Genomic DNA, 19125 nt, shown 5'->3' on the forward strand with positions numbered 1-19125 from the left:
TACTCCTTCCATTAATTCTTAAGCTTCGGGTCAAATGCGTCACGAAGTCCGTCACCAAACAGGTTAAAGCTTAAGATGATCAGGCTGATCAGCAGACAGGGTGCAAACAGCAGGTACGGGAATGTGATCATTCCGTTAATGGCATCACTTGCAAGGCTTCCCAGGGAAGGCAGAGGAACTGCCACACCCATACCTAAGAAGCTCAAATAACTCTCGGTAAAAATAGAGGAAGGGATCTGCAATGTGGTGGTAACGATCAGCGTACCGATACAGTTAGTCAGCAGATGCTTTTTAATGATACGGCCATCCTTGGCTCCCAGAGCCTTGGCTGCCATGACATAATCATTTTCCTTCAGGGTCAGGATCTGGCTTCGTACCATACGTGCCATTCCTACCCAGTACAGCAATGCGAATACGATGAAGATACTGATCAGGTTAGATCCTACGATCTGCATCCATCCGAATCCGGGAAGCTGTGCCAGCTTTGCCAGCGGGTCCTTTAACGCGAAGGACAGCAGTACGATCAGCAGGAAATCCGGTATCGTATAGATAATATCTACAATACGCATGATGATCAGATCCACCCATCCACCGAAGAATGCGGAGATGGAACCGATCAGGGAACCGATCACAAAAATGATGGCAGTAGCGATCAGACCAACCAGCAGGGAGATACGGCTTCCCATCATAACACGGATGGCATAATCACGGCCCATCTTATCGGTACCGAGCACATGGGGGAATACCTTCTCTCCCGCATCCATACGCTCTATCTCTTTCTCGGAATACTGCATGGGGTGCAGATTCTCGCTTCCTTTGATCTGTGTCTTGTAATCATAGGGATAAAATGCAGGCACGATAAAGGAAAAGATCATAATTACAATAATAACGAAGAGGCTGACCATGGCAACCTTATTCTTACGAAGTCTGCGGAAGCCATCCTGCCAGAAGCCCACGCTCTCGCGCATGATGACCTGGCTCTGCTTCTCTTCTTCATTCGCCGGCATAAAATCTTCCGGTTTATATTTTACATGAAAGCTCATAGCATTCGGTTCTTTCATCGGTATCTTCCTTCCTGTTAATCTTACTTCAACTTGATCCTGGGGTCGACGATCTTATATACGATATCCACCAGCACATTCATGACAACCATCAGTGTTGCGAGGAAAATGGTGGTACCCATGATCATGGTGTAGTCACGGTTAATGATCGAGCTGACAAATTCATTGCCCAGACCGGGGATCGTGAAAATCTTCTCTACTACGAAGCTTCCTGTCATAGTATAAGCCATCATAGGACCTACATAGGTGATAACGGGGAGCAGTGCATTTCTCAGTGCATGCTTGAACAGACGGAAGAAAGGCTTTACTCCCTTCGCCGTAGCGGTTCTCATATAATCCTGTCCCAGAACATCCAGCATGGAAGAACGCATCAGTCTCATAATATAAGCAGTTGGGTACAATGCCAGTGCGATCACGGGCATCACATAATGCTTCCAGGTGCCGATTCCGTAGGTGGGCAGTATCTTTACCTTACTTCCCAGGAAATACAGAAGCAGAGTACATATAACGAAGCTTGGTACCGCAATACCACAGGTGGAGATCACGGAGATCACGCTGTCCAGCGTCTTGCCACGATGGGTAGCTGCCAGACATCCCAGAGGAATACCTACCAACAGCGCTACGATAACGGAAAGTCCACCTACTCTTGCAGATACAGGGAACTTGGATACTATAATAGAAGTAACGGTTCTTCCTCTCTGCTTCAGACTCTCTCCGAAATCACCGTGCAGAGCATCATTCATATACGTCAGATACTGCTGGGACAAAGGCTTGTCCAGTCCATATTTTGCCTCCAGGGCTGCCTGTGCAGCGGGGCTTACTGCCTTCTCCGAGAGGAACGGTCCACCGGGAACCATGTTCATCAGGAAAAAGGTGAGTGTTGCTACTGTAAAAATCGTGATCAGCGCCAGGCCGATACGTTTTGCAATATATTTAAGCATCTCTTCAACTCCTTGCTTTTCTTTTGCCTACGGACATTAATAAAATGCATTCTTCGCATTTGTATGCAAGTATACACGCGCAAAAAATGTACTTTAAATTTCCGAAAACGACTTTTGTTATATTACAACACTTTTGAGGCTATGTCAACTGAATTACGCATGAAGCATCTGCCAGTTTCCGTGACTCTGCCTCTTTAGCTGTCTCTTCTAGGTGTACGCACAGCACGCACATATGTCTGTATATTTATGAAAAACTTTTTCATTAAAAATAGTTTCTGTTTTTCAAATTTGCATATAGTGTATATTTTACGCTTCTATTATGTATATTTAAACATTTTATTTTTGTGCATTTTTCTTTCACTCATGTATTTTTCTATCGTTTTGCTATAAAAGCAGGAGGATTTCCGGTGATGAAAATCCTCCTGTTTATACATTTTTTATTTTTTGTAGTTTACATTTTGTTGCGCAACCACTCAGATCTTGTGGAACGGCTCCATATATGCCGCGGCATCCTTTAACTCCTCTTCAATGGCAAGCAGCCGGTTGTACTTCGCCACACGATCGCTGCGGCAGGGCGCTCCGGTCTTAATCTGTCCGGCATTCAGTGACACCGCTATGTCTGCTATGGTGGTATCCTCCGTCTCGCCGGATCTGTGGGAGATCACCGCCTTGTAACCATTCTTGTGTGCCATCTCCACCGCTTCGAAGGCTTCGGACAGCGTTCCGATCTGATTGACTTTAACCAGAATGGCATTACCACAATGAAGTTTGATCCCGGCATCCAGCCGTTTTGTATTTGTGACAAACAGATCATCTCCCACTAACTGGATCTTCTCTCCCAGCCGTTTTGTAAGCTCCTGCCATCCGTCCCAGTCATTTTCATCCAGTCCGTCCTCAATAGAGATAATGGGATAGTTCTCTACGAGCCGTTCATAATACGAGATCATTTCTCCGGTATCCCGCAGGACTTCCTCTCCCTTCAGCTTACTCTCTCCAGGGAAATGGTACATTCCCGTTTTTTCATTATAAAGTTCGCTGCTGGCGGCATCCATGGCGATCCGAATATCCTGTCCCGGCACATATCCAGAAGCCTCGATTGCCTCCACAAGGAGATCCAGCACGCTCTCCGCATCCGGCAGGTCCGGTGCAAAGCCGCCCTCATCCCCGACTCCGGTGGACAAGCCTTTCTCCTCCAACAGCTTCTTCAGATTATGATAAATTTCCGCACAGATCCGTAACCCTTCCGCAAAGGTTTCTGCCTGTACGGGCATGATCATAAACTCCTGGAAATCCACGGTGTTCGCCGCATGCTTTCCGCCGTTTAAAATATTCATCATGGGTACCGGCAGAAGTCTCGGAGAGATTCCTCCAAAGTAACGGTATAACGGAAGTCCCAGTGCCTCCGCCGCTGCTCTTGCCACCGCCATGGACACTGCCAGCATGGCATTGGCACCTAAGCTGCTCTTGTTGTCCGTGCCGTCCGTTTCCTTAAGGATTCTGTCGATACGGATCTGTTCCAGGGCATTTTCTCCCAGTAAAACACCGGCAATTTTCTCGTCAATATTTTTTACGGCATGCTGCACGCCCAGACCGAAATATCTGGTCTCACCGTCCCTGAGTTCCACAGCCTCGAACTGTCCGGTGCTGGCTCCGGAAGGCACTGCCGCCATACCCTTTGTGCATCTGCCGGTCTCTTTGTCCTTCACGGTAACAACCGCTGCCACCGTGGGATTCCCTCTCGAATCCAGGATCTCCCTTCCGTGTACTTCGATGATCTCCAGATATTTTTCCATAAAAAACCTCCTTACAGGTATCCTTAACTTACTTTTTCCCAGTTAAGTATATCCTATAAGGAGGTTATTATTCAGATCTGCTATGCATTAATACGCTTTTCCGGCAAGGATCTCACAGTAATCCTTATAATTTTTCTCAAGCAGTGCCGGAGTATCCAGTCCATAGGGACACTTGGATTTACATCTGCCACAATGCAGGCACTCTTCAATCTTACGCATTTTTGCCTGCATCTCGTCTGTCAGCTGTGCTGCGGAAGGTGCTCTGCGGATCATCAGGCTCATGCGGGCACAGTTGTTGATCTCGATCCCCGCGGGGCAGGGCATGCAGTAGCCGCAGCCTCTGCAGAATTCTCCCTGTAGCTCTTCCCTGTCATGGTCGATCACCGCCTGCAATGCGGGTGTTAATACAGGAGGATTATCTATATAGGACAGAAATTCATCCAGCTCGCTCTCCCGCTGCACTCCCCAGATCGGAAGTACATTATCAAACTGTGCCAGATATGCATATGCCGCTGCTGAATTATTGATCAGTCCGCCGGACAGTGCTTTCATGGCGATAAATCCCATGCCTGCTTTTTTACAATCCTGTACTAGCTCCAGATCCTTGTCCGTCGCCAGATAACAGAAAGGGAACTGCAGAGTCTCATACAGTCCGCTGTCAATGGCTTCATGCGCTACATTCAGACGATGGTTCGTGATGCCGATATGGCGGATCATGCCTTTGTCCTTCGCTTCCAGCATAGCTTCATACAATCCTGTGCCGTCTCCCGGCTTCGGGCAGAATGCCGGGTTATGGAACTGATAAATGTCGATATAGTCTGTTTTTAATTTTTCCAGGGAAGTATGCAGCTCCTTCCAGAAGCCTTCTGCTGTGGTGGCTCCGGTCTTGGTAGCGATATATATTTTGTCCCGCATACCCTCAAAGGCAGCGCCCACTTTCTCTTCACTGTCGGTATAGTATCTGGCAGTGTCATAAAAGGTCACGCCTGCCGCATAGGCTTTGCGAAGCAGTCCAATGGCTGCTTCCTTGGAGATCCGCTGGATGGGCAGCGCTCCGAAGGAGTTCTTCTCCACAGTAATTCCCGTACTTCCTAAAGTTACCAGATTTCTCTTCTTTTGTTCCATGCTATTTCTTAATTAACAGAGACTTTCCTGTCATCTCTGCGGGTTGCTCCATACCCATCACATTGATAAGTGTCGGTACAATATCTGCCAGGCATCCACCCTCTTTCAGAGTATAGGCAGTATCATAGTTTACCAGGATGAAAGGAACCGGATTGGTGGTATGTGCGGTATGAGGCTGACCGGTGGTGTAATCGATCATCTGCTCTGCGTTACCGTGGTCTGCACAGATGAACAGAACGCCGTCTACATCCTTCACTGCCTGTACTGCCTTGCCTACGCACTCATCTACAGTCTCAATAGCCTTGATGGCTGCGGAGATCACACCGGTATGACCTACCATATCGGGGTTTGCGAAGTTGATCACGATCACATCGTATTTTTCAGAGCGGATCGCATCAAGCAGTTTCTCGCAAACCTGAGGAGCACTCATTTCCGGCTTCAGATCATAGGTTGCCACATCCTTGGGAGAATTTACCAGGATACGATCCTCTCCCTCGTTGGGCTGCTCCACGCCGCCGTTGAAGAAGAAGGTTACATGTGCATACTTCTCAGTCTCGGCGATACGTGCCTGCTTCATGTCATGGGCTGCCAGCCACTCACCGAAGGTATTGGTAATGGCGATCTTGTGGAATGCCACTTCTTTATTAGGAATGGTAGGATCGTAATCAGAGAAGCATACAAAAGTAATATCCTTTCTCACGCGGTCAAATCCCTTGAAGTCATCATCACAGAAGGCTCTGGTGATCTCTCTTGCACGGTCGGGACGGAAGTTGAAGAAAATTACGGAATCCTTGTCCTGCACCAGTCCGACTGCCTTGCCATCTTCTACAACAACAGTAGGTTTTACAAACTCATCGGTCTCTTCTCTGTCGTAAGACTCCTGGATACCGCAGATACCGCAGGCAGCGGTCAGACCTTTGCCCTCGGTCATGGCATCGTAAGCCAGCTGTACACGGTCATAGTTGTTATCACGATCCATAGCATAGTAACGTCCCATTACGGAAGCGATCTTACCTACACCGATTTTCTTCATTTCTTCATTTAACTGCTCTGCATAGCTCTTACCGCTGGCAGGAGGGGTATCACGTCCATCTAAGAAGCAGTGAACATATACCTTCTCCAGGCCCTGCTGTTTTGCCAGCTCCAGCAGGCCATACAGATGGGTAATGTGGCTGTGTACGCCACCGTCGGATAACAGACCCATCAGATGCAGGGCGCTGTTGTTCTTCTTACAATTATCAATGGCTTTTAACAGAGCTTCATTCTTAAAAAAGTCTCCGTCCTGGATCTCTTTGGTGATACGGGTCAGCTCCTGATATACGATACGGCCGGCACCCATATTCATATGACCTACCTCAGAGTTACCCATCTGCCCCTCGGGAAGGCCTACTGCCATACCACTGGCATTACCATGTACAAAAGGATACTCCTTCATCAGGGAATCCATCACAGGGGTATTGGCCTGTGCTACAGCGTTGCCCTCTACCTTATCATTCAATCCATAACCATCCAGGATCATTAATACAACCGGTTTCTTTCTCATCGATCGTTCCTCCATTTTATTTTATCATTATTACCTGTACGGTTCCGGGGTTTGCACATCGGAACCGTTATAAAAGCTTACATTACGTCCACGGAGATTATACACTGAAAATGCCGGATGCGCAATAGCAACCGCTGATTTCTTGCTCTGCATCTTTGGGCGTTTTTTCTGCGAATCCTTTTTCTACAAATCATCCGGATTCACTTGTATTTTTCCTACATATGCGCTACAATATCTCTTAAACTCTTATTTGAGAAAAGGGGTTATCTTATGGTTACATTATTGGCAAAATTATTTATCAGGGATCATGAAAATGTTACGGATCCCGGCGTTCGTCAGGCATATGGGATACTCTGCGGTATCGTCGGGATCTGTTTCAACCTGATCCTGTTCACTACCAAGGCTCTGGCAGGCTTATTCAGTCATTCCATCGCCATTACGGCAGATGCATTCAACAACCTGTCGGATGCGGCATCCTCCATCATTACGCTGGTAGGCTTCAGGATGGCGGGACAGAAGCCGGACTCTGACCATCCCTTCGGACACGGGCGGATCGAATATATCTCCGGATTGTTAGTCTCTATCCTGATCGTGCTCATGGGCTTCGAACTGGTGAAAAGCTCTGTAAGCAAGATCTTCCATCCGGAAGCTCCTGATTACTCCCCTGTCATTATTGGCATACTGGTATTTTCAATTGTGGTAAAATGCTATATGGCACTATATAACCGCCGCATCGGTACCCGGATCAGCTCCGTAGCCATGAAGGCTACTGCCATTGACAGTTTAAGCGATATGGTGGCAACTATGGTGGTTCTCATCGGCACTATCGTCTCCGCCGCCTCCGGTATCATTATCGACGGTTACTGTGGTGTGCTGGTAGGTATGTTCATCCTCTACTCCGGCTTTGTCGCAGCAAAAGACACGATCAGTCCCCTGCTTGGGCAGCCCCCCGAGCCGGAACTGGTACAGCAGATCAATGACATCGTATTATCCTATGATAATGTCATCGGAATCCACGATCTGATCGTACATAATTACGGCCCCGGAAGGACTCTGATCTCTCTGCATGCAGAAGTGCCTGCGGACGGTAATATTATAACCCTGCACGATACCATCGATACCATTGAACATGAACTGCGCAGAAAGCTGAACTGCAATGCTGTGATCCACATGGATCCTGTAAGCACCAGCGATCCCGAGACCCTTTCCCTGAAGGCAGAAGTCTCCGGATACCTGGATCAGATCGATCCGAAGCTTAGCATGCATGATTTTCGCATTGTCAAAGGTCCCACCCATACCAATGTCATCTTCGATATCGTGATCCCATATGATTATCCGGTCTCCGATCAGAAAGTCATGGATTCCATTACCAAACGTATCCAGACCAGCCATCCGGATTTCTTCACTGTCATCGAAGTGGACAAAGCGGTCGTACAGTAACGGAAAGTTTTATGCAAGACTATTCCAGCATATTTTCAATAAAAATCCCATATCCCCTGGTGCTGTCCTGCACCAGGACATGGGTGACGGCTCCCACGAATTTCCCCTTTTGAATAATCGGTGCCCCACTCATCCCCTGGACAATACCGCCGGTCACCGATAGCAGCTCCGGATCCGTTACCCGAAGTTCAATTCCCCGATTCACATTGTCATGATCCAGATGGATCTCCGTAATCTCAATGTCATAATATCTTGTGGTTCCGTCCACAGTACACAAAATCTGTGCAGGTCCTTTCTCTATCTCCTGTTTTAATCCAATGGGCAAAGCTTCCTCCGTTCCGAGTGCCAGTGCCTTCTGATTGCATTTTCCAAAAATTCCCCGGGTACTGTTACTGGTAATATCTCCCAGGATCCTCTCATCCGAATATACGATCATTCCCGTCATCTCTCCCGGCTGGCCCGCCGCCCCTTTTCGTATAGAAATAATCTCGGTCTGGTAGAGTGTGCCATCATTCATCTCCATCAATGTGCTGGTATCCACATCATTGATTCCATGCCCCAGTGCACCGAAATTCCCGTTTTTGTCAATATATGTCATGGTACCAACTCCCTGCGCATTATCCCTGACCCAGACACCAATCTTATACTTTCCCGTCCGATCCCTCTCCGGTTTTATTCTCACATCATAAGTCTCAGCATCCCTCCGGATGGTCAGGATCTGTTGTTCTCCGCCGCAGTTCTCGATTCTCGTAATGAAGTCATCTTTTCCGGTGACTTCCGTACCGTTTAACTTTATTACATAATCACCGCTTTTCAAAATATTTTTTGCCGGAGATACTTTTCCCGCCCCTTGTGATGCGAACTCTCCGGTACCTACTACCAGTACACCTTCCGTTTTGACATAAATTCCTATCGGGACTCCCACCGGAATTAATTCCCGGTCTTCGATCACTCGTATGCCCACCTGTTTGAACGGCAGGATGCCGAACAATTTCACCTGCATCTGCAGATTGTCCGCATTTCCGGTCTTCAGCGTCAACGGACGGCTCAGATCTATCGTCACCGCACCATCGGGAATATTACTGTTTCCCTGCCTGCTGACATTAACTATTTCTCCTCTGGCAGGAATACTCAGTTCCAATGACTCCTCCGATTCCGCACGTACATGGATCACAGAAGGGATACTGCTGTCCACCAGATAATAACTGTAACCCATGAGACCCAGACAGGCCAAAATGAGCACAGCACAAAGGCAGGCCCGGTAGAGGCGAAGTCTTCTTACTTTCTGTCTCCAGTGTTGTAAGATGACTACGGCCTCTTCCTCTGCCTGCCTTTTCACTTTTTCCGTCTCTGTGATCCATAGCTTCATACACATTCCCCCACTGCATTTCTGTCATCTCTGTATAGGGTATAGTGTACGTCGCATTCTGTTTTTTAACCGAAGATCTCAGGATTACTGTCTTACATTTTTTTCCGGTCTATCCACATATCACCACGTTGCCGCTGTTTTTATATTCCTCCGGACAGGTGTCCGTAAGGATGGTACCATTTTGGAACGAACCGAACGTCACGGAACTGATATTGCCGAATTTGGAATGATCTGCCAGAACAAACACCTCTCTGCATTGTCCCATGGCTGTCTTTTTCACCATAGCTTCATTCATATCCGGTGTGGTCAGTCCACTCTGCTTGCTGATCCCGTTCGTACCGAAGAAGCCTTTGGTAAAATGATAGTTCTGCAGAGTCATCAGCGCCTGGTTCCCCACCACAGCCTCCGTGGAGCCTTTTAATTCTCCGCCGATGAGATATACGCGGAATCCTGCTGCTGCCAGTGTCTTGGCATGCGCTACCGCATTGGTCACAAAGGTGGCACTTTTCTCTGTCAGATAAGAAAGCATACTTGCTGTGGTCGTACCTGCATCCAGATAGATAAAATCCTCCGGCTGGATCAGTGCTGCTGCTTTGGCAGCCACCAGCTGTTTGGCTTCCACATTGACTTCTGACTTCTGTTCCACCGTGGGTTCATGGGTTATCACCGTACGATCACATGCCACAGCACCTCCGAAGACCTTTACCAGCTTCCCGGCATTATACAATGCTGTGATGTCCCGGCGCACCGTGGATTCCGATGTATTTAACAGATCTTTTACCTCGGCCACCGTAATGCTGTTTTTTTCTTCCAATAATTTCAGAATGATCTCATAACGTTGTTCTGTCAGCATAAATTGTTATTTTCTCTTTCCTTTGTCACATCTGTCTCCAGTATGATCTTCCGCACGGGAAGAATACTTCCGGGAGACATGGATAATTCATCAACACCCATAGCCAGAAAGCGTCTGGTCAATGTCGTATCTGCACCCAGTTCTCCGCAGATACCTGCCCAGATTCCGGCCTTATGCGCATTTTCCACGACCATCTGTATCATACGCAGCACTGCGGGATGATGCGGATCATAGAAAGCATCCAGCTTGGGATTCTGCCTGTCGATCGCTAATGTATACTGCGTCAGGTCATTGGTTCCGATGCTGAAAAAGTCCACTTCCTTTGCCAGTTCTTCGCTCATCATGACAGCCGCCGGAGTCTCGATCATGATCCCCTGCTTCGGTTCACCGAAAGTAACTCCCTGTTCTGTCAGTTCCTGTCGGATCTCAGCCACGATTGTCTTGATCTTCCTTAGTTCGTCTACACTGATGATCATGGGATACATAATGGAAATATTGCCAAAGGCGCTGGCGCGGAACAGTGCCCGCAGCTGTGTCTTGAAGATTTCCGGTCTGGTCAGACAGATACGGATAGCCCGACAACCCATAGCCGGATTTTCCTCCGGTTCCATTTCAAAGTAATCGCATTTTTTATCCGCACCGATATCCAGTGTACGAATGATCACAGGTTTGCCTGCCATAGTCTCCGCTACCGTACGATAGATCTGAAACTGCTCTTCTTCGGTAGGGAACGTATCTCTCTCCAGGTAAATAAACTCGCTGCGGAACAGACCGATACCTCCGGCATCATTCTGCAATACTGCCGCCAGATCCTTGCTGTTACCTATATTAGCATAGAGCATGATCTTCTTACCGTCAATAGTGATATTTTCTCTTCCCTTCAGGGTCTGGAGCAATTCCTTCTTCTCCTGTTCCTCCAGCTTTAACTGTTGCATTCTGCCCAGGGTGTCTTCATCGGGATCCACATAAATGCATCCGTTTTTTCCGTCTACAATGCCGACTTTTCCGTCGATATCATCTGTCAGAGGAATTGCGGTACCGATCAGTGCCGGGATACTCATGGTCCTGGCCAGAATTGCCGTGTGGGAATTGACGGAACCGTGTACCGTCACGAAGGACAACACCAGATCTTTGTTCAGCTGTACTGTCTCAGAAGGAGCCAGGTCGTCTGCAACGATGATCACCGGTTCCCCGGATGCGGCAATCCCGGTGGCCCGGCCTCCGAGCACGCTTAACACGCGCTCGGAAATATCCTTGACATCCGCAGATCTCGCTCTCATATAGTCGTCATCCATGGCAGAGAACATCTGTGCAAAATTGTCACCGGTGGAAGCTACCGCATACTCTGCATTCACCTGCTGCATGCGGATGATATTTTCTACCGACTCGTTATAGTCATCATCTTCCAGCATCATCTGATGGATTTCAAAAATAGCGGCATTGGCTTCCCCGACCTCCTTCAGAGCCTTCTGATACAAACCCTGCAGCTGCTCCATGGCTGTCTGTTTCGCCTGTCTGTAGCGTAAGATCTCCTGCTCGGGATCCTCGATCCTGACACGTTTTACCTGCTGCTCGTCTTTTTTATGAACACTGATTCTGCCGATAGCGATTCCGCCAAATACGCTTTTACCCTGGTAGACTTCCATGACTCTTTTCCTCTCCTGACGATTATGCTTCCTCTATTTTAGAGATTTGCTTTTACAAATTCCGTTACTGCTGCGTATGCTGCTTCCTCATCCTCACCGTCGAAGGTCAGAGTGATCTCATTGCCGGCTTTGACAGCCAGACCCATGATACCGAAGATACGCTTGCAATCTCCGCTCTTGCCATCCTTGGTCAGAGTGATATTAGCGGCAAATTCCTTGGCTGCCTTTACCAGTTCCCCTGCGGGGCGGGCATGAATGCCTTCAGGATCTGTGATAACATATTTGAATTCTTTCATTGTCTTTTTCTCCTTTTATTTTCCTATGACTAAGCATTAAGCAACTTTTTTCTTCAATACACCAAGCAGTAATGCGGATACGACCGTGCCTGCCGCCAGTGCTACCAGATACATCAGTGCATTTCCCACTACAGGGAATACAAAGATTCCGCCGTGAGGAGCCATCAGTGTGCAGTGGAATGCCATGGACAGTGCACCTGCCAGTGCAGAACCGATGATGCAGGAAGGAAGGACATGCAGAGGATCGGACGCTGCGAAAGGAATGGCACCTTCCGTGATGAATGCCAGACCCATGATGAAGTTGGTAGGACCTGCATCTCGCTCTTCCTTGGTGAATTTATTCTTAAATAACAGGGTTGCCAGTGCAATGGCACAGGGAGGAGTCATTCCTCCGATCATAACCGCTGCCATGATATCATAATTGCCTGCCGCAATTGCTGCGGTTCCGAATACATATGCTGCCTTGTTGAAAGGGCCACCCATGTCAATCGCCATCATGCCGCCCAGGATCAGACCCAGTACAACCCGGCTGGAATCACCCATTCCGCTTAAGAAATTATTCAATCCGGTATTGATACCGCCCATGATCGGCTCCACCACAAAGTTCATGGCAAGTCCCATGATCAAAATACCCACTACCGGATAGATCAATACAGGCGCCAGTTTTTCAACAGCATCCGGAAGTTTGTCACAGATCTTACGGAGTCCTACGATCAGGTAGCCTGCCAGGAAGCCTGCCACCAGTGCTCCTAAAAATCCGGACTTACCGTTTGCCGCCAGCATACCGCCTACGAATCCGAGAGCCAGCGCCGGTCTGTCGCCGATAGCCATACCGATGAAGCCCGCCAGTACCGGAAGCATCAGACCGAATGCCACGCCGCCGATGTTTTTAAACATAGCTGCTATGGGAGTGATCGTACCGAAATTACTTCTCTGATCTGCGGGAAGTGCATTGATGTCAACATTCAGTCCATCGATCAGGAATGCGATCGCGATCAGGATACCTCCGCCTACTACAAAAGGAAGCATATGGGATACACCGTTCATCAGCTGTGTGTAAATCTTATGAGCCACACTTTCTTTGCCGGTGACTGCAGTCTTTACCGCTCCGCTCTCACCGTGAAAGATTTCCACCTCACCGCTGATGGCCTGTTGTACCAGCCGATCCGCCTTGCTGATGCCGTCAGACACCTGACAAATAATCACTTTCTTACCGTCAAAGCGATCCATGGGAACTTTTGCGTCTGCCGCTACGATGATGCAGTCAGCTGCGGCGATTTCTTCCGCAGTCAGTACATTTTTCGCACCTGCGGAACCTCTGGTCTCGATCTTGATCTGGCAGTCTGCTGCTTTTGCTGCCTTCTCCAGCGCTTCCGCTGCCATATAAGTGTGCGCGATTCCGGTCGGGCAGGAAGTCACTGCCAGGAGCTTAAAGCTCTTTTTCTCTTCGGTGGTAATGCCAGTATCACTTAATCTGTCGTCAATGCTCTTGGTACTCTCATCTGCTGCATCGATGATCTGTAAAAATTCCTCTACGCTTTTGGCATTTCTTAAAGATGTGGTAAAATTCTCATCCATCAGCATAACGGACAATTTGCTCAGTACATCCAGATGTACATTATCCTTGGTATTGGGTGCAGCGATCAGGAAAAGTAATGTCACCGGTTCGCCGTCCAAGGAATCATAATCCACACCGTTTTTAATTACCATGGCTGCCAGTCCGGGAGTCTTCACTGCATCACATTTGCCGTGAGGGATTGCAATGCCTTCGCCGATTCCCGTGGTGCTCTCTTCCTCTCTTGCATAGACCTGTGCACGGTATTGCTCCACATCCATAAGCTTTCCGCTCTTCGCCATCAGTTCCACAGCCATATCCAGTGTTGCCTTTTTGTCAGCAGGCGCTGCATCCAGGGAAATACTTCTTTTGTCCAATAAATCCGTAATTCTCATATTGTAACCCTTCCTCTCTTTTTTATTGTTTCTTTTTATTATTTTGTTATGATTTTACCTGTTTCAATACCTGCATAACTTCATCTTTGGTAGCCAGATTCTCGGAAAAAGCGCTGGCGCTTCCCGCGGCGATTCCCATGCAGAAGGCATGTGCGTATTCCTTCTCTTCCAGCCATCCGGTGAGAAATCCCGCTACCATGGAATCTCCGGCACCGACACCGTTGACCAGCTTTCCTTTCGGAGCCGGAGCCTCCAGGCATTGACCGTCCGCTGCGATCAGTACCGCTCCTTCTCCCGCCATGGAGATCAAAACATTCTGTGCTCCCATGTCCCGGAGCTTTTTCCCATAAGGGACCACTTCCTCTCTGGTAGAAAGCTTCACGCCGAAGATATCCCCCAGTTCATGGTTGTTGGGTTTTACCAGAAAAGGATGATACGGCAATACCTTTACCAGCAGGTCTCTGGTGGCATCCACTACGGTGAGAACACCTCTTCCCTGAATTCTCTCCAGAATTCTCTGATAAATATCATCCGGCATCGAATAGGGAATACTTCCCGCCAGTACCAGGACATCTCCTTCCTGTAATCTGTCAATTTTTTCCATCAGCTGTTCCAGCGCTTCCGCATCGATATCCGGTCCGCAGCCATTGATCTCTGTACCGTCAATACTTTTCAGCTTCAGATTGATTCTGGTCATTCCGTGATTGATTTTGATGAAATCGGCATTCACTCCAAATTCAGTCAATCTTCGGATCAATTCTTCTCCGGTGAATCCCGCCGCATATCCCAGCGCTGTGGAATCCAGGCCCAGATTCTTCAGCACAATGGATACGTTGATTCCCTTTCCTCCCGGAAGAATCAGCTCTGATGAAGTTCTGTTGGTCATTCCCAGCTGAAAGTCATCCACGGATACGATGTAATCCAGTGACGGATTGAATGTCACAGTACAAATCATTTCCATTCCTCCTGTCTGTTACCTTTCGTGTTCTTATGATGTTATCATATGCTCATATTCAGTCAAATTCAATCAATTTAATTCACAAATTTGATGATTTATTTTGGTTGAATTTGCACAAAGAAAAGGATGAAGTCATCCTTCATCCTTTTGATCTCGCTTCCACTATAGCATTCCCTTACCTGGTTTCTTTAAACATACCGGCCTGCTCTTTCATTTCTTTGGCATTGGAAAGTGCCGCCTCTGTCAGTGCATCACTACCAAGAAGTCTTGCCAGTTCCGCCAGACTTTCTTCCGCCGACACTTTATGAATATCCGTGATGGTCATATCATCCGTACTGCTCTTCTCAATCACAAAATGTACATCTGCCATGGCAGCGATCTGGGGCAGATGGGTAATACAGATGACCTGATGGGCTCCGGATAAAACGCTCAGCTGTTCCGCTACTTTCCATGCAGTCCTTCCGCTGATACCGGTATCGATCTCGTCGAAGATCAGAGTATCGATTTCATCCCGCCCTGCCAGCACTGTTTTGATAGCGAGCATAATACGGGACAATTCACCGCCGCTTGCCACCTGACTTAAGGGCTTCAGACTCTCTCCGGGATTGGTGGAGATCAGGAATTCCACATCGTCATATCCTTTTGCCGTAATGGTCTGACCTGGTCTGACCGCAATATCAAATTCCACTGTCAGAAAATTCAGACCGATCAGCGCATCCTTTAACTTTTGTGTCAATACGGTTGCATTTTTACGACGGATACCGGACAGTTCCTCACAGGCTTTCTCCAGCAGCTTCTGTTTTTCCGTACACTCAGCATTCAGCTTCTGCATATAAGTATCATAATCCGCCAGTTTTTCCAGATACGCTTCTTTTTCTTCTTTGTATTTCAGTATCTCTTCGATCGTATTGCCGTATTTTCCTTTGAGATGATTGATGGTATTCAGCCGTTCCTCGGTGCTCCTGAAATCCTCTTCGTCAAATTCCAGATCCGACATATATTCCGACACATCATGATTGTAATCCGATAACAGACTCTCCACCTCTGCCAGCTGCTCTTCCATCTGTTCCAACGCAGGATCATACATGGTCACGCTGCGAAGTGCCCTCAGTGCCCTGCTTAAGGAATTCCCCGCACCGTCTTCTGCATCATTGCCGCTGAGACGATAACTCTCTGCCAGGCTTTCCGCAATTTTACGGCTGTTGGACATTTTGCGGTATGCCTGTTCCAGCTCCTCATCCTCACCGGGCTGCAGCCCGGCATCTGTGATCTCCTTCTGTTCGAATTCCGCCAGGGACTGTTCTCTGCCTCTGGAAGCATCATCCAGTGTCTCTGCGGATATTCTCTTCTCTAAAGCGGCACATTCATGATACAATGCGCCCACCTGCTCTGCGCACTTTGCGAATTCCGCTCCGGCATAAGCATCCAGGATCTCCATATGCTTTTTCTTATGGAGCAGCGACTGGTGTTCATGCTGTCCGTGAATGTCGATCAGCAATTCCGAAAGCTCTTTGATCTGCTTTGCCGTTACGGTCTCGCCATTAATACGGCAGATGCTCTTCCCCGAGGACAGTTTTCTGCTTAAGATCACTGTTCCGTCCTCCGAAGGTTCCAGATCCATACTTTTCAATTTTTCTGCCAGTCTGGGTTCCTCGCAATCGAAGACCAGTTCTACCAGGCCGCTCTCTTCTCCCCGTCTGAGCATATCCTTCTCGAACTTTCCTCCCAGCGCCAGATTCACCGATCCGATCAGCAGTGATTTACCGGCACCGGTCTCTCCTGTCAGTATATTCAGTCCTTCTCCAAATTCCACCTCTGTCTCCCGGATAAGAGCCAGATTTTTCACATGTAAACTGCGAAGCATGTATTTCCCCCTGTCTATCTCTCTATCATCAGATGGATCTTATCCATGAGGATCTGGGTATCCTCCACGGTACGTACCGCTACCATGATGGTATCATCTCCGGCGATGCATCCCACCACTTCGGAGAATTTCAGTGCATCCAGTGCTGCCGCCACTGCCATGGCCATGCCGGATACGGTTTTGATCACCAGGATGTTCTGTGCCATATCCATGGAGATAAAGCCATCCCGCAGCACACGGATATATTTGTCTCCCATATGACTGTCATCCTGCTTCAGAATAACATATTTCTGTTTTCCTCCTCCGGTGGGAACTTTGGACAATTTCAATTCGCGAATGTCCCTGGAGACTGTTGCCTGGGTCACCGCAAATCCGGCTTCCTTCAGATAGCCGGCCAGTTCCTCCTGTGTCTCCACGTCTTTTTTTTCTATGATCTCCACGATCTTGCGATGTCTGGTCTTCTTCATCTTAACCTCATGCCTTTCTTACGACAATTCGTCAGGAATCTCTCATTTTGCGATGTAACACATCCAAAAAGCTGACCTGGTTCAGCTGTATGAATTCCGTGATCTTCTCTGACTGCACGATACGGATGTGATCTCCGGTACACATGGTCACCTTGTGGCTTCCGTCATAATTGGCTTCCACAGTCTGGCTTTTACCCTCTCTGCCTCCGGGGATCTCTATAACGATCTCATCCTCCGGTGACAATATGATGCTTCTCTGGTTCAGACTGTGAGGACAGATCGGTGTCAGAGTGATCAGCTTCGCCTTGGGCTCTACCAATGGTCCTCCCGCCGACAGATTGTATCCTGTGGATCCCGTCGGGGTGGTCACGATCATTCCATCCGCCTTGTAATGATTTAGCAGCTGTCCGTTGACATAGATATTAAATTCAATGATCTGTAAAGTGCCGCTTCGGGAGATGACAATGTCATTCAGTGCCCAGCCCTCCGACACGGTGCCGTCCGCACAGCAGACCTTGCCGTTCAACATCATCCGGCGTTCCTTTTTATAATTATCCCGGATCAGACGATCCAGAGATTCCTCCAGTCCGGCCGGTTCGATCTCCGTCATGTAACCAACCGTTCCCAGATTCACTCCGATGATGGGCACCAGGATTTTTTTCGTCTCTCTGGCTGCCTGCAGTACGGTTCCGTCACCGCCCAGAACGATCATACAATCCACATCCAGAGGAATACCCGTTGCTTCCTCCTCCGCAGCATCTGTCTCTTCTTTCCAGTCAGACTCCTTGACCTTTAGCTTCACGGTACAGCCCTTCGATTCCAAATAGTCCCGGATCCGCTTCGTGGTCGCAAGTTCCTGATCTTTATGTTTATTGGTATATATCAGAAAATGCTTCATCGTTTCCTGCACTCCTTGTCTGTTACAGTGTATGAGAGTTATCTACGATTCCTTTGATCAGGACATCCCACTCCGGTGTATAAGACAATCCGGTCTTTTCCTCCACGATGGTCTGCAATGCACTCTCCGCTTCATGCTCGTTCAATGCCAGCTTTTCCTCCGTAATCTCTTCCGGCTTACGGATATGCAGCAGATATTCAATGTTTCCCTCCGGTCCCTTGATGGGGGAATACTCCAGATGCAGTACCTCGAATCCGATGCTGTCCGCATAATCGATGATCTTACGGATCACTTCTTCATGGATCTGAGGTTCTCTGACCACGCCGTTTTTACCGACTTTGCCCCTGCCCGCTTCGAACTGTGGCTTGATCAGACATACCATCTGCCCCCCAGCCTTTAACAGATTTCTCGCCGGAATCAATATTTTGGTCAGCGAGATGAAAGACACATCCACGCTGGCGAAATCCAGGGCATCCGGAATATCCTCCGGGGTCACATAACGGAAATTCGTCTGCTCCATGCACACCACACGTTCGTCATTCCGGAGTTTCCAGGCTAACTGTCCCTGTCCCACATCTACGGAGTAAACCTTCGTGGCACCGTTCTGCAGCATACAGTCTGTGAATCCGCCGGTAGACGCTCCGATATCCATGCAGATCATGCCATCCAGTAAAAAGCCCCACTGCTCCATTGCCTTTTCCAGCTTCAGTCCACCGCGGCTTACGTATTTCATGGTATGATCCCGGACTTCCAGTTTGATCTTACTGACATCGAAGCCGGTGCCTGCCTTGTCTTCCTTTTGTCCGTTGACATAGACATTACCGGACATTATGATTGCCTTCGCCTTTTCTCTGGAAGGGGCATAGCCCTGCTCTACCAGAATCACATCCAGTCGTTCTTTCATATACATCTCCTATTGCT

General features: G+C 48.4%; 16 protein-coding genes. 1 reads left to right on the forward strand and 15 read right to left on the reverse strand.

Annotation, left to right across the window (positions count from 1 at the left end):
- Positions 1 to 11 precede the first annotated feature (11 nt).
- From FYJ59_RS10770 to gpmI, 5 genes are all read right to left on the reverse strand, one after another.
- Positions 12 to 1061, reverse strand: coding sequence for an ABC transporter permease (locus tag FYJ59_RS10770; RefSeq protein ID WP_154497014.1), 1050 nt, complete (start codon positions 1059 to 1061; stop codon positions 12 to 14).
- Positions 1062 to 1084: 23 nt separating this feature from the next.
- On the reverse strand, positions 1085 to 2002 hold the full coding sequence (locus tag FYJ59_RS10775) for an ABC transporter permease (protein WP_154497017.1): 918 nt from the start codon (positions 2000 to 2002) through the stop codon (positions 1085 to 1087).
- 473 nt (positions 2003 to 2475) lie between these two features.
- The gene (gene eno, locus FYJ59_RS10780) at positions 2476 to 3795 is read right to left on the reverse strand and encodes a phosphopyruvate hydratase (protein WP_154497020.1); all 1320 of its coding nucleotides are present in this window, start codon (positions 3793 to 3795) and stop codon (positions 2476 to 2478) included.
- A gap of 87 nt (positions 3796 to 3882) precedes the next feature.
- The gene (locus FYJ59_RS10785) at positions 3883 to 4920 is read right to left on the reverse strand and encodes an aldo/keto reductase (protein ID WP_154497022.1); all 1038 of its coding nucleotides are present in this window, start codon (positions 4918 to 4920) and stop codon (positions 3883 to 3885) included.
- 1 nt (position 4921) lies between these two features.
- The gene (gpmI, locus tag FYJ59_RS10790) at positions 4922 to 6463 is read right to left on the reverse strand and encodes a 2,3-bisphosphoglycerate-independent phosphoglycerate mutase (protein ID WP_154497026.1); all 1542 of its coding nucleotides are present in this window, start codon (positions 6461 to 6463) and stop codon (positions 4922 to 4924) included.
- 270 nt (positions 6464 to 6733) lie between these two features.
- On the opposite strand from gpmI, the gene FYJ59_RS10795 reads away from it, so the two are divergent.
- Positions 6734 to 7903 carry a cation diffusion facilitator family transporter gene (locus FYJ59_RS10795; RefSeq protein WP_154497030.1) on the forward strand — a complete coding sequence of 390 codons (1170 nt, stop codon included), beginning with the start codon at positions 6734 to 6736 and terminating at the stop codon, positions 7901 to 7903.
- Between the two features lie 19 nt (positions 7904 to 7922).
- Here the strand turns inward: FYJ59_RS10795 and spoIVB are convergent, their stop codons facing one another.
- From spoIVB to FYJ59_RS10845, 10 genes are all read right to left on the reverse strand, one after another.
- Positions 7923 to 9272 (reverse strand): SpoIVB peptidase, encoded by a 1350-nt coding sequence (gene spoIVB, locus FYJ59_RS10800; protein WP_205839524.1) that lies wholly within the window; start codon positions 9270 to 9272, stop codon positions 7923 to 7925.
- Positions 9273 to 9381: 109 nt separating this feature from the next.
- Entirely contained in the window at positions 9382 to 10125 is a 744-nt protein-coding gene (locus FYJ59_RS10805) for a DeoR/GlpR family DNA-binding transcription regulator (RefSeq protein ID WP_154497046.1), read from the reverse strand.
- On the reverse strand, positions 10119 to 11771 hold the full coding sequence (ptsP, locus tag FYJ59_RS10810) for a phosphoenolpyruvate--protein phosphotransferase (protein ID WP_154497059.1): 1653 nt from the start codon (positions 11769 to 11771) through the stop codon (positions 10119 to 10121). The genes FYJ59_RS10805 and ptsP overlap by 7 nt, the downstream gene beginning before the upstream one ends.
- 38 nt (positions 11772 to 11809) lie before the next feature.
- On the reverse strand, positions 11810 to 12067 hold the full coding sequence (locus tag FYJ59_RS10815) for an HPr family phosphocarrier protein (protein ID WP_022152995.1): 258 nt from the start codon (positions 12065 to 12067) through the stop codon (positions 11810 to 11812).
- 36 nt (positions 12068 to 12103) lie between these two features.
- Entirely contained in the window at positions 12104 to 14017 is a 1914-nt protein-coding gene (locus FYJ59_RS10820) for a PTS fructose transporter subunit IIABC (protein WP_154497063.1), read from the reverse strand.
- A gap of 46 nt (positions 14018 to 14063) precedes the next feature.
- Positions 14064 to 14972: a 1-phosphofructokinase gene (gene pfkB, locus FYJ59_RS10825; protein WP_154497201.1), complete on the reverse strand. Its 909-nt coding sequence runs from the start codon at positions 14970 to 14972 to the stop codon at positions 14064 to 14066.
- Between the two features lie 178 nt (positions 14973 to 15150).
- A complete protein-coding gene (gene recN, locus FYJ59_RS10830; protein WP_154497066.1) occupies positions 15151 to 16839 on the reverse strand; it encodes a DNA repair protein RecN in 1689 nt (562 codons plus the stop codon).
- A gap of 14 nt (positions 16840 to 16853) precedes the next feature.
- Entirely contained in the window at positions 16854 to 17306 is a 453-nt protein-coding gene (argR, locus tag FYJ59_RS10835; RefSeq protein ID WP_022152999.1) for an arginine repressor, read from the reverse strand.
- Positions 17307 to 17337: 31 nt separating this feature from the next.
- On the reverse strand, positions 17338 to 18204 hold the full coding sequence (locus FYJ59_RS10840; protein WP_154497072.1) for an NAD(+)/NADH kinase: 867 nt from the start codon (positions 18202 to 18204) through the stop codon (positions 17338 to 17340).
- 22 nt (positions 18205 to 18226) lie between these two features.
- Positions 18227 to 19108, reverse strand: coding sequence for a TlyA family RNA methyltransferase (locus FYJ59_RS10845; RefSeq protein ID WP_154497084.1), 882 nt, complete (start codon positions 19106 to 19108; stop codon positions 18227 to 18229).
- Between the last annotated feature and the right edge of the window lie 17 nt (positions 19109 to 19125).

This window comes from Waltera intestinalis, from assembly GCF_009695995.1.
Classification (GTDB): Bacteria; Bacillota; Clostridia; order Lachnospirales; family Lachnospiraceae; genus Acetatifactor; species Acetatifactor intestinalis.

Excerpts from the sequence above, each read along its gene's own strand:
- ptsP (WP_154497059.1), bottom strand. The coding sequence starts at position 11,771 with ATGGAAGTCTACCAGGGTAAAAGCGTATTTGGCGGAATCGCTATCGGC.
- FYJ59_RS10795 (WP_154497030.1), top strand. The coding sequence starts at position 6,734 with ATGGTTACATTATTGGCAAAATTATTTATCAGGGATCATGAAAATGTT.
- FYJ59_RS10770 (WP_154497014.1), bottom strand. The coding sequence starts at position 1,061 with ATGAAAGAACCGAATGCTATGAGCTTTCATGTAAAATATAAACCGGAA.
- gpmI (WP_154497026.1), bottom strand. The coding sequence starts at position 6,463 with ATGAGAAAGAAACCGGTTGTATTAATGATCCTGGATGGTTATGGATTG.
- spoIVB (WP_205839524.1), bottom strand. The coding sequence starts at position 9,272 with ATGAAGCTATGGATCACAGAGACGGAAAAAGTGAAAAGGCAGGCAGAG.
- FYJ59_RS10815 (WP_022152995.1), bottom strand. The coding sequence starts at position 12,067 with ATGAAAGAATTCAAATATGTTATCACAGATCCTGAAGGCATTCATGCC.
- FYJ59_RS10845 (WP_154497084.1), bottom strand. The coding sequence starts at position 19,108 with ATGAAAGAACGACTGGATGTGATTCTGGTAGAGCAGGGCTATGCCCCT.
- FYJ59_RS10805 (WP_154497046.1), bottom strand. The coding sequence starts at position 10,125 with ATGCTGACAGAACAACGTTATGAGATCATTCTGAAATTATTGGAAGAA.
- recN (WP_154497066.1), bottom strand. The coding sequence starts at position 16,839 with ATGCTTCGCAGTTTACATGTGAAAAATCTGGCTCTTATCCGGGAGACA.
- FYJ59_RS10820 (WP_154497063.1), bottom strand. The coding sequence starts at position 14,017 with ATGAGAATTACGGATTTATTGGACAAAAGAAGTATTTCCCTGGATGCA.
- pfkB (WP_154497201.1), bottom strand. The coding sequence starts at position 14,972 with ATGATTTGTACTGTGACATTCAATCCGTCACTGGATTACATCGTATCC.
- argR (WP_022152999.1), bottom strand. The coding sequence starts at position 17,306 with ATGAAGAAGACCAGACATCGCAAGATCGTGGAGATCATAGAAAAAAAA.
- FYJ59_RS10775 (WP_154497017.1), bottom strand. The coding sequence starts at position 2,002 with ATGCTTAAATATATTGCAAAACGTATCGGCCTGGCGCTGATCACGATT.
- eno (WP_154497020.1), bottom strand. The coding sequence starts at position 3,795 with ATGGAAAAATATCTGGAGATCATCGAAGTACACGGAAGGGAGATCCTG.
- FYJ59_RS10840 (WP_154497072.1), bottom strand. The coding sequence starts at position 18,204 with ATGAAGCATTTTCTGATATATACCAATAAACATAAAGATCAGGAACTT.
- FYJ59_RS10785 (WP_154497022.1), bottom strand. The coding sequence starts at position 4,920 with ATGGAACAAAAGAAGAGAAATCTGGTAACTTTAGGAAGTACGGGAATT.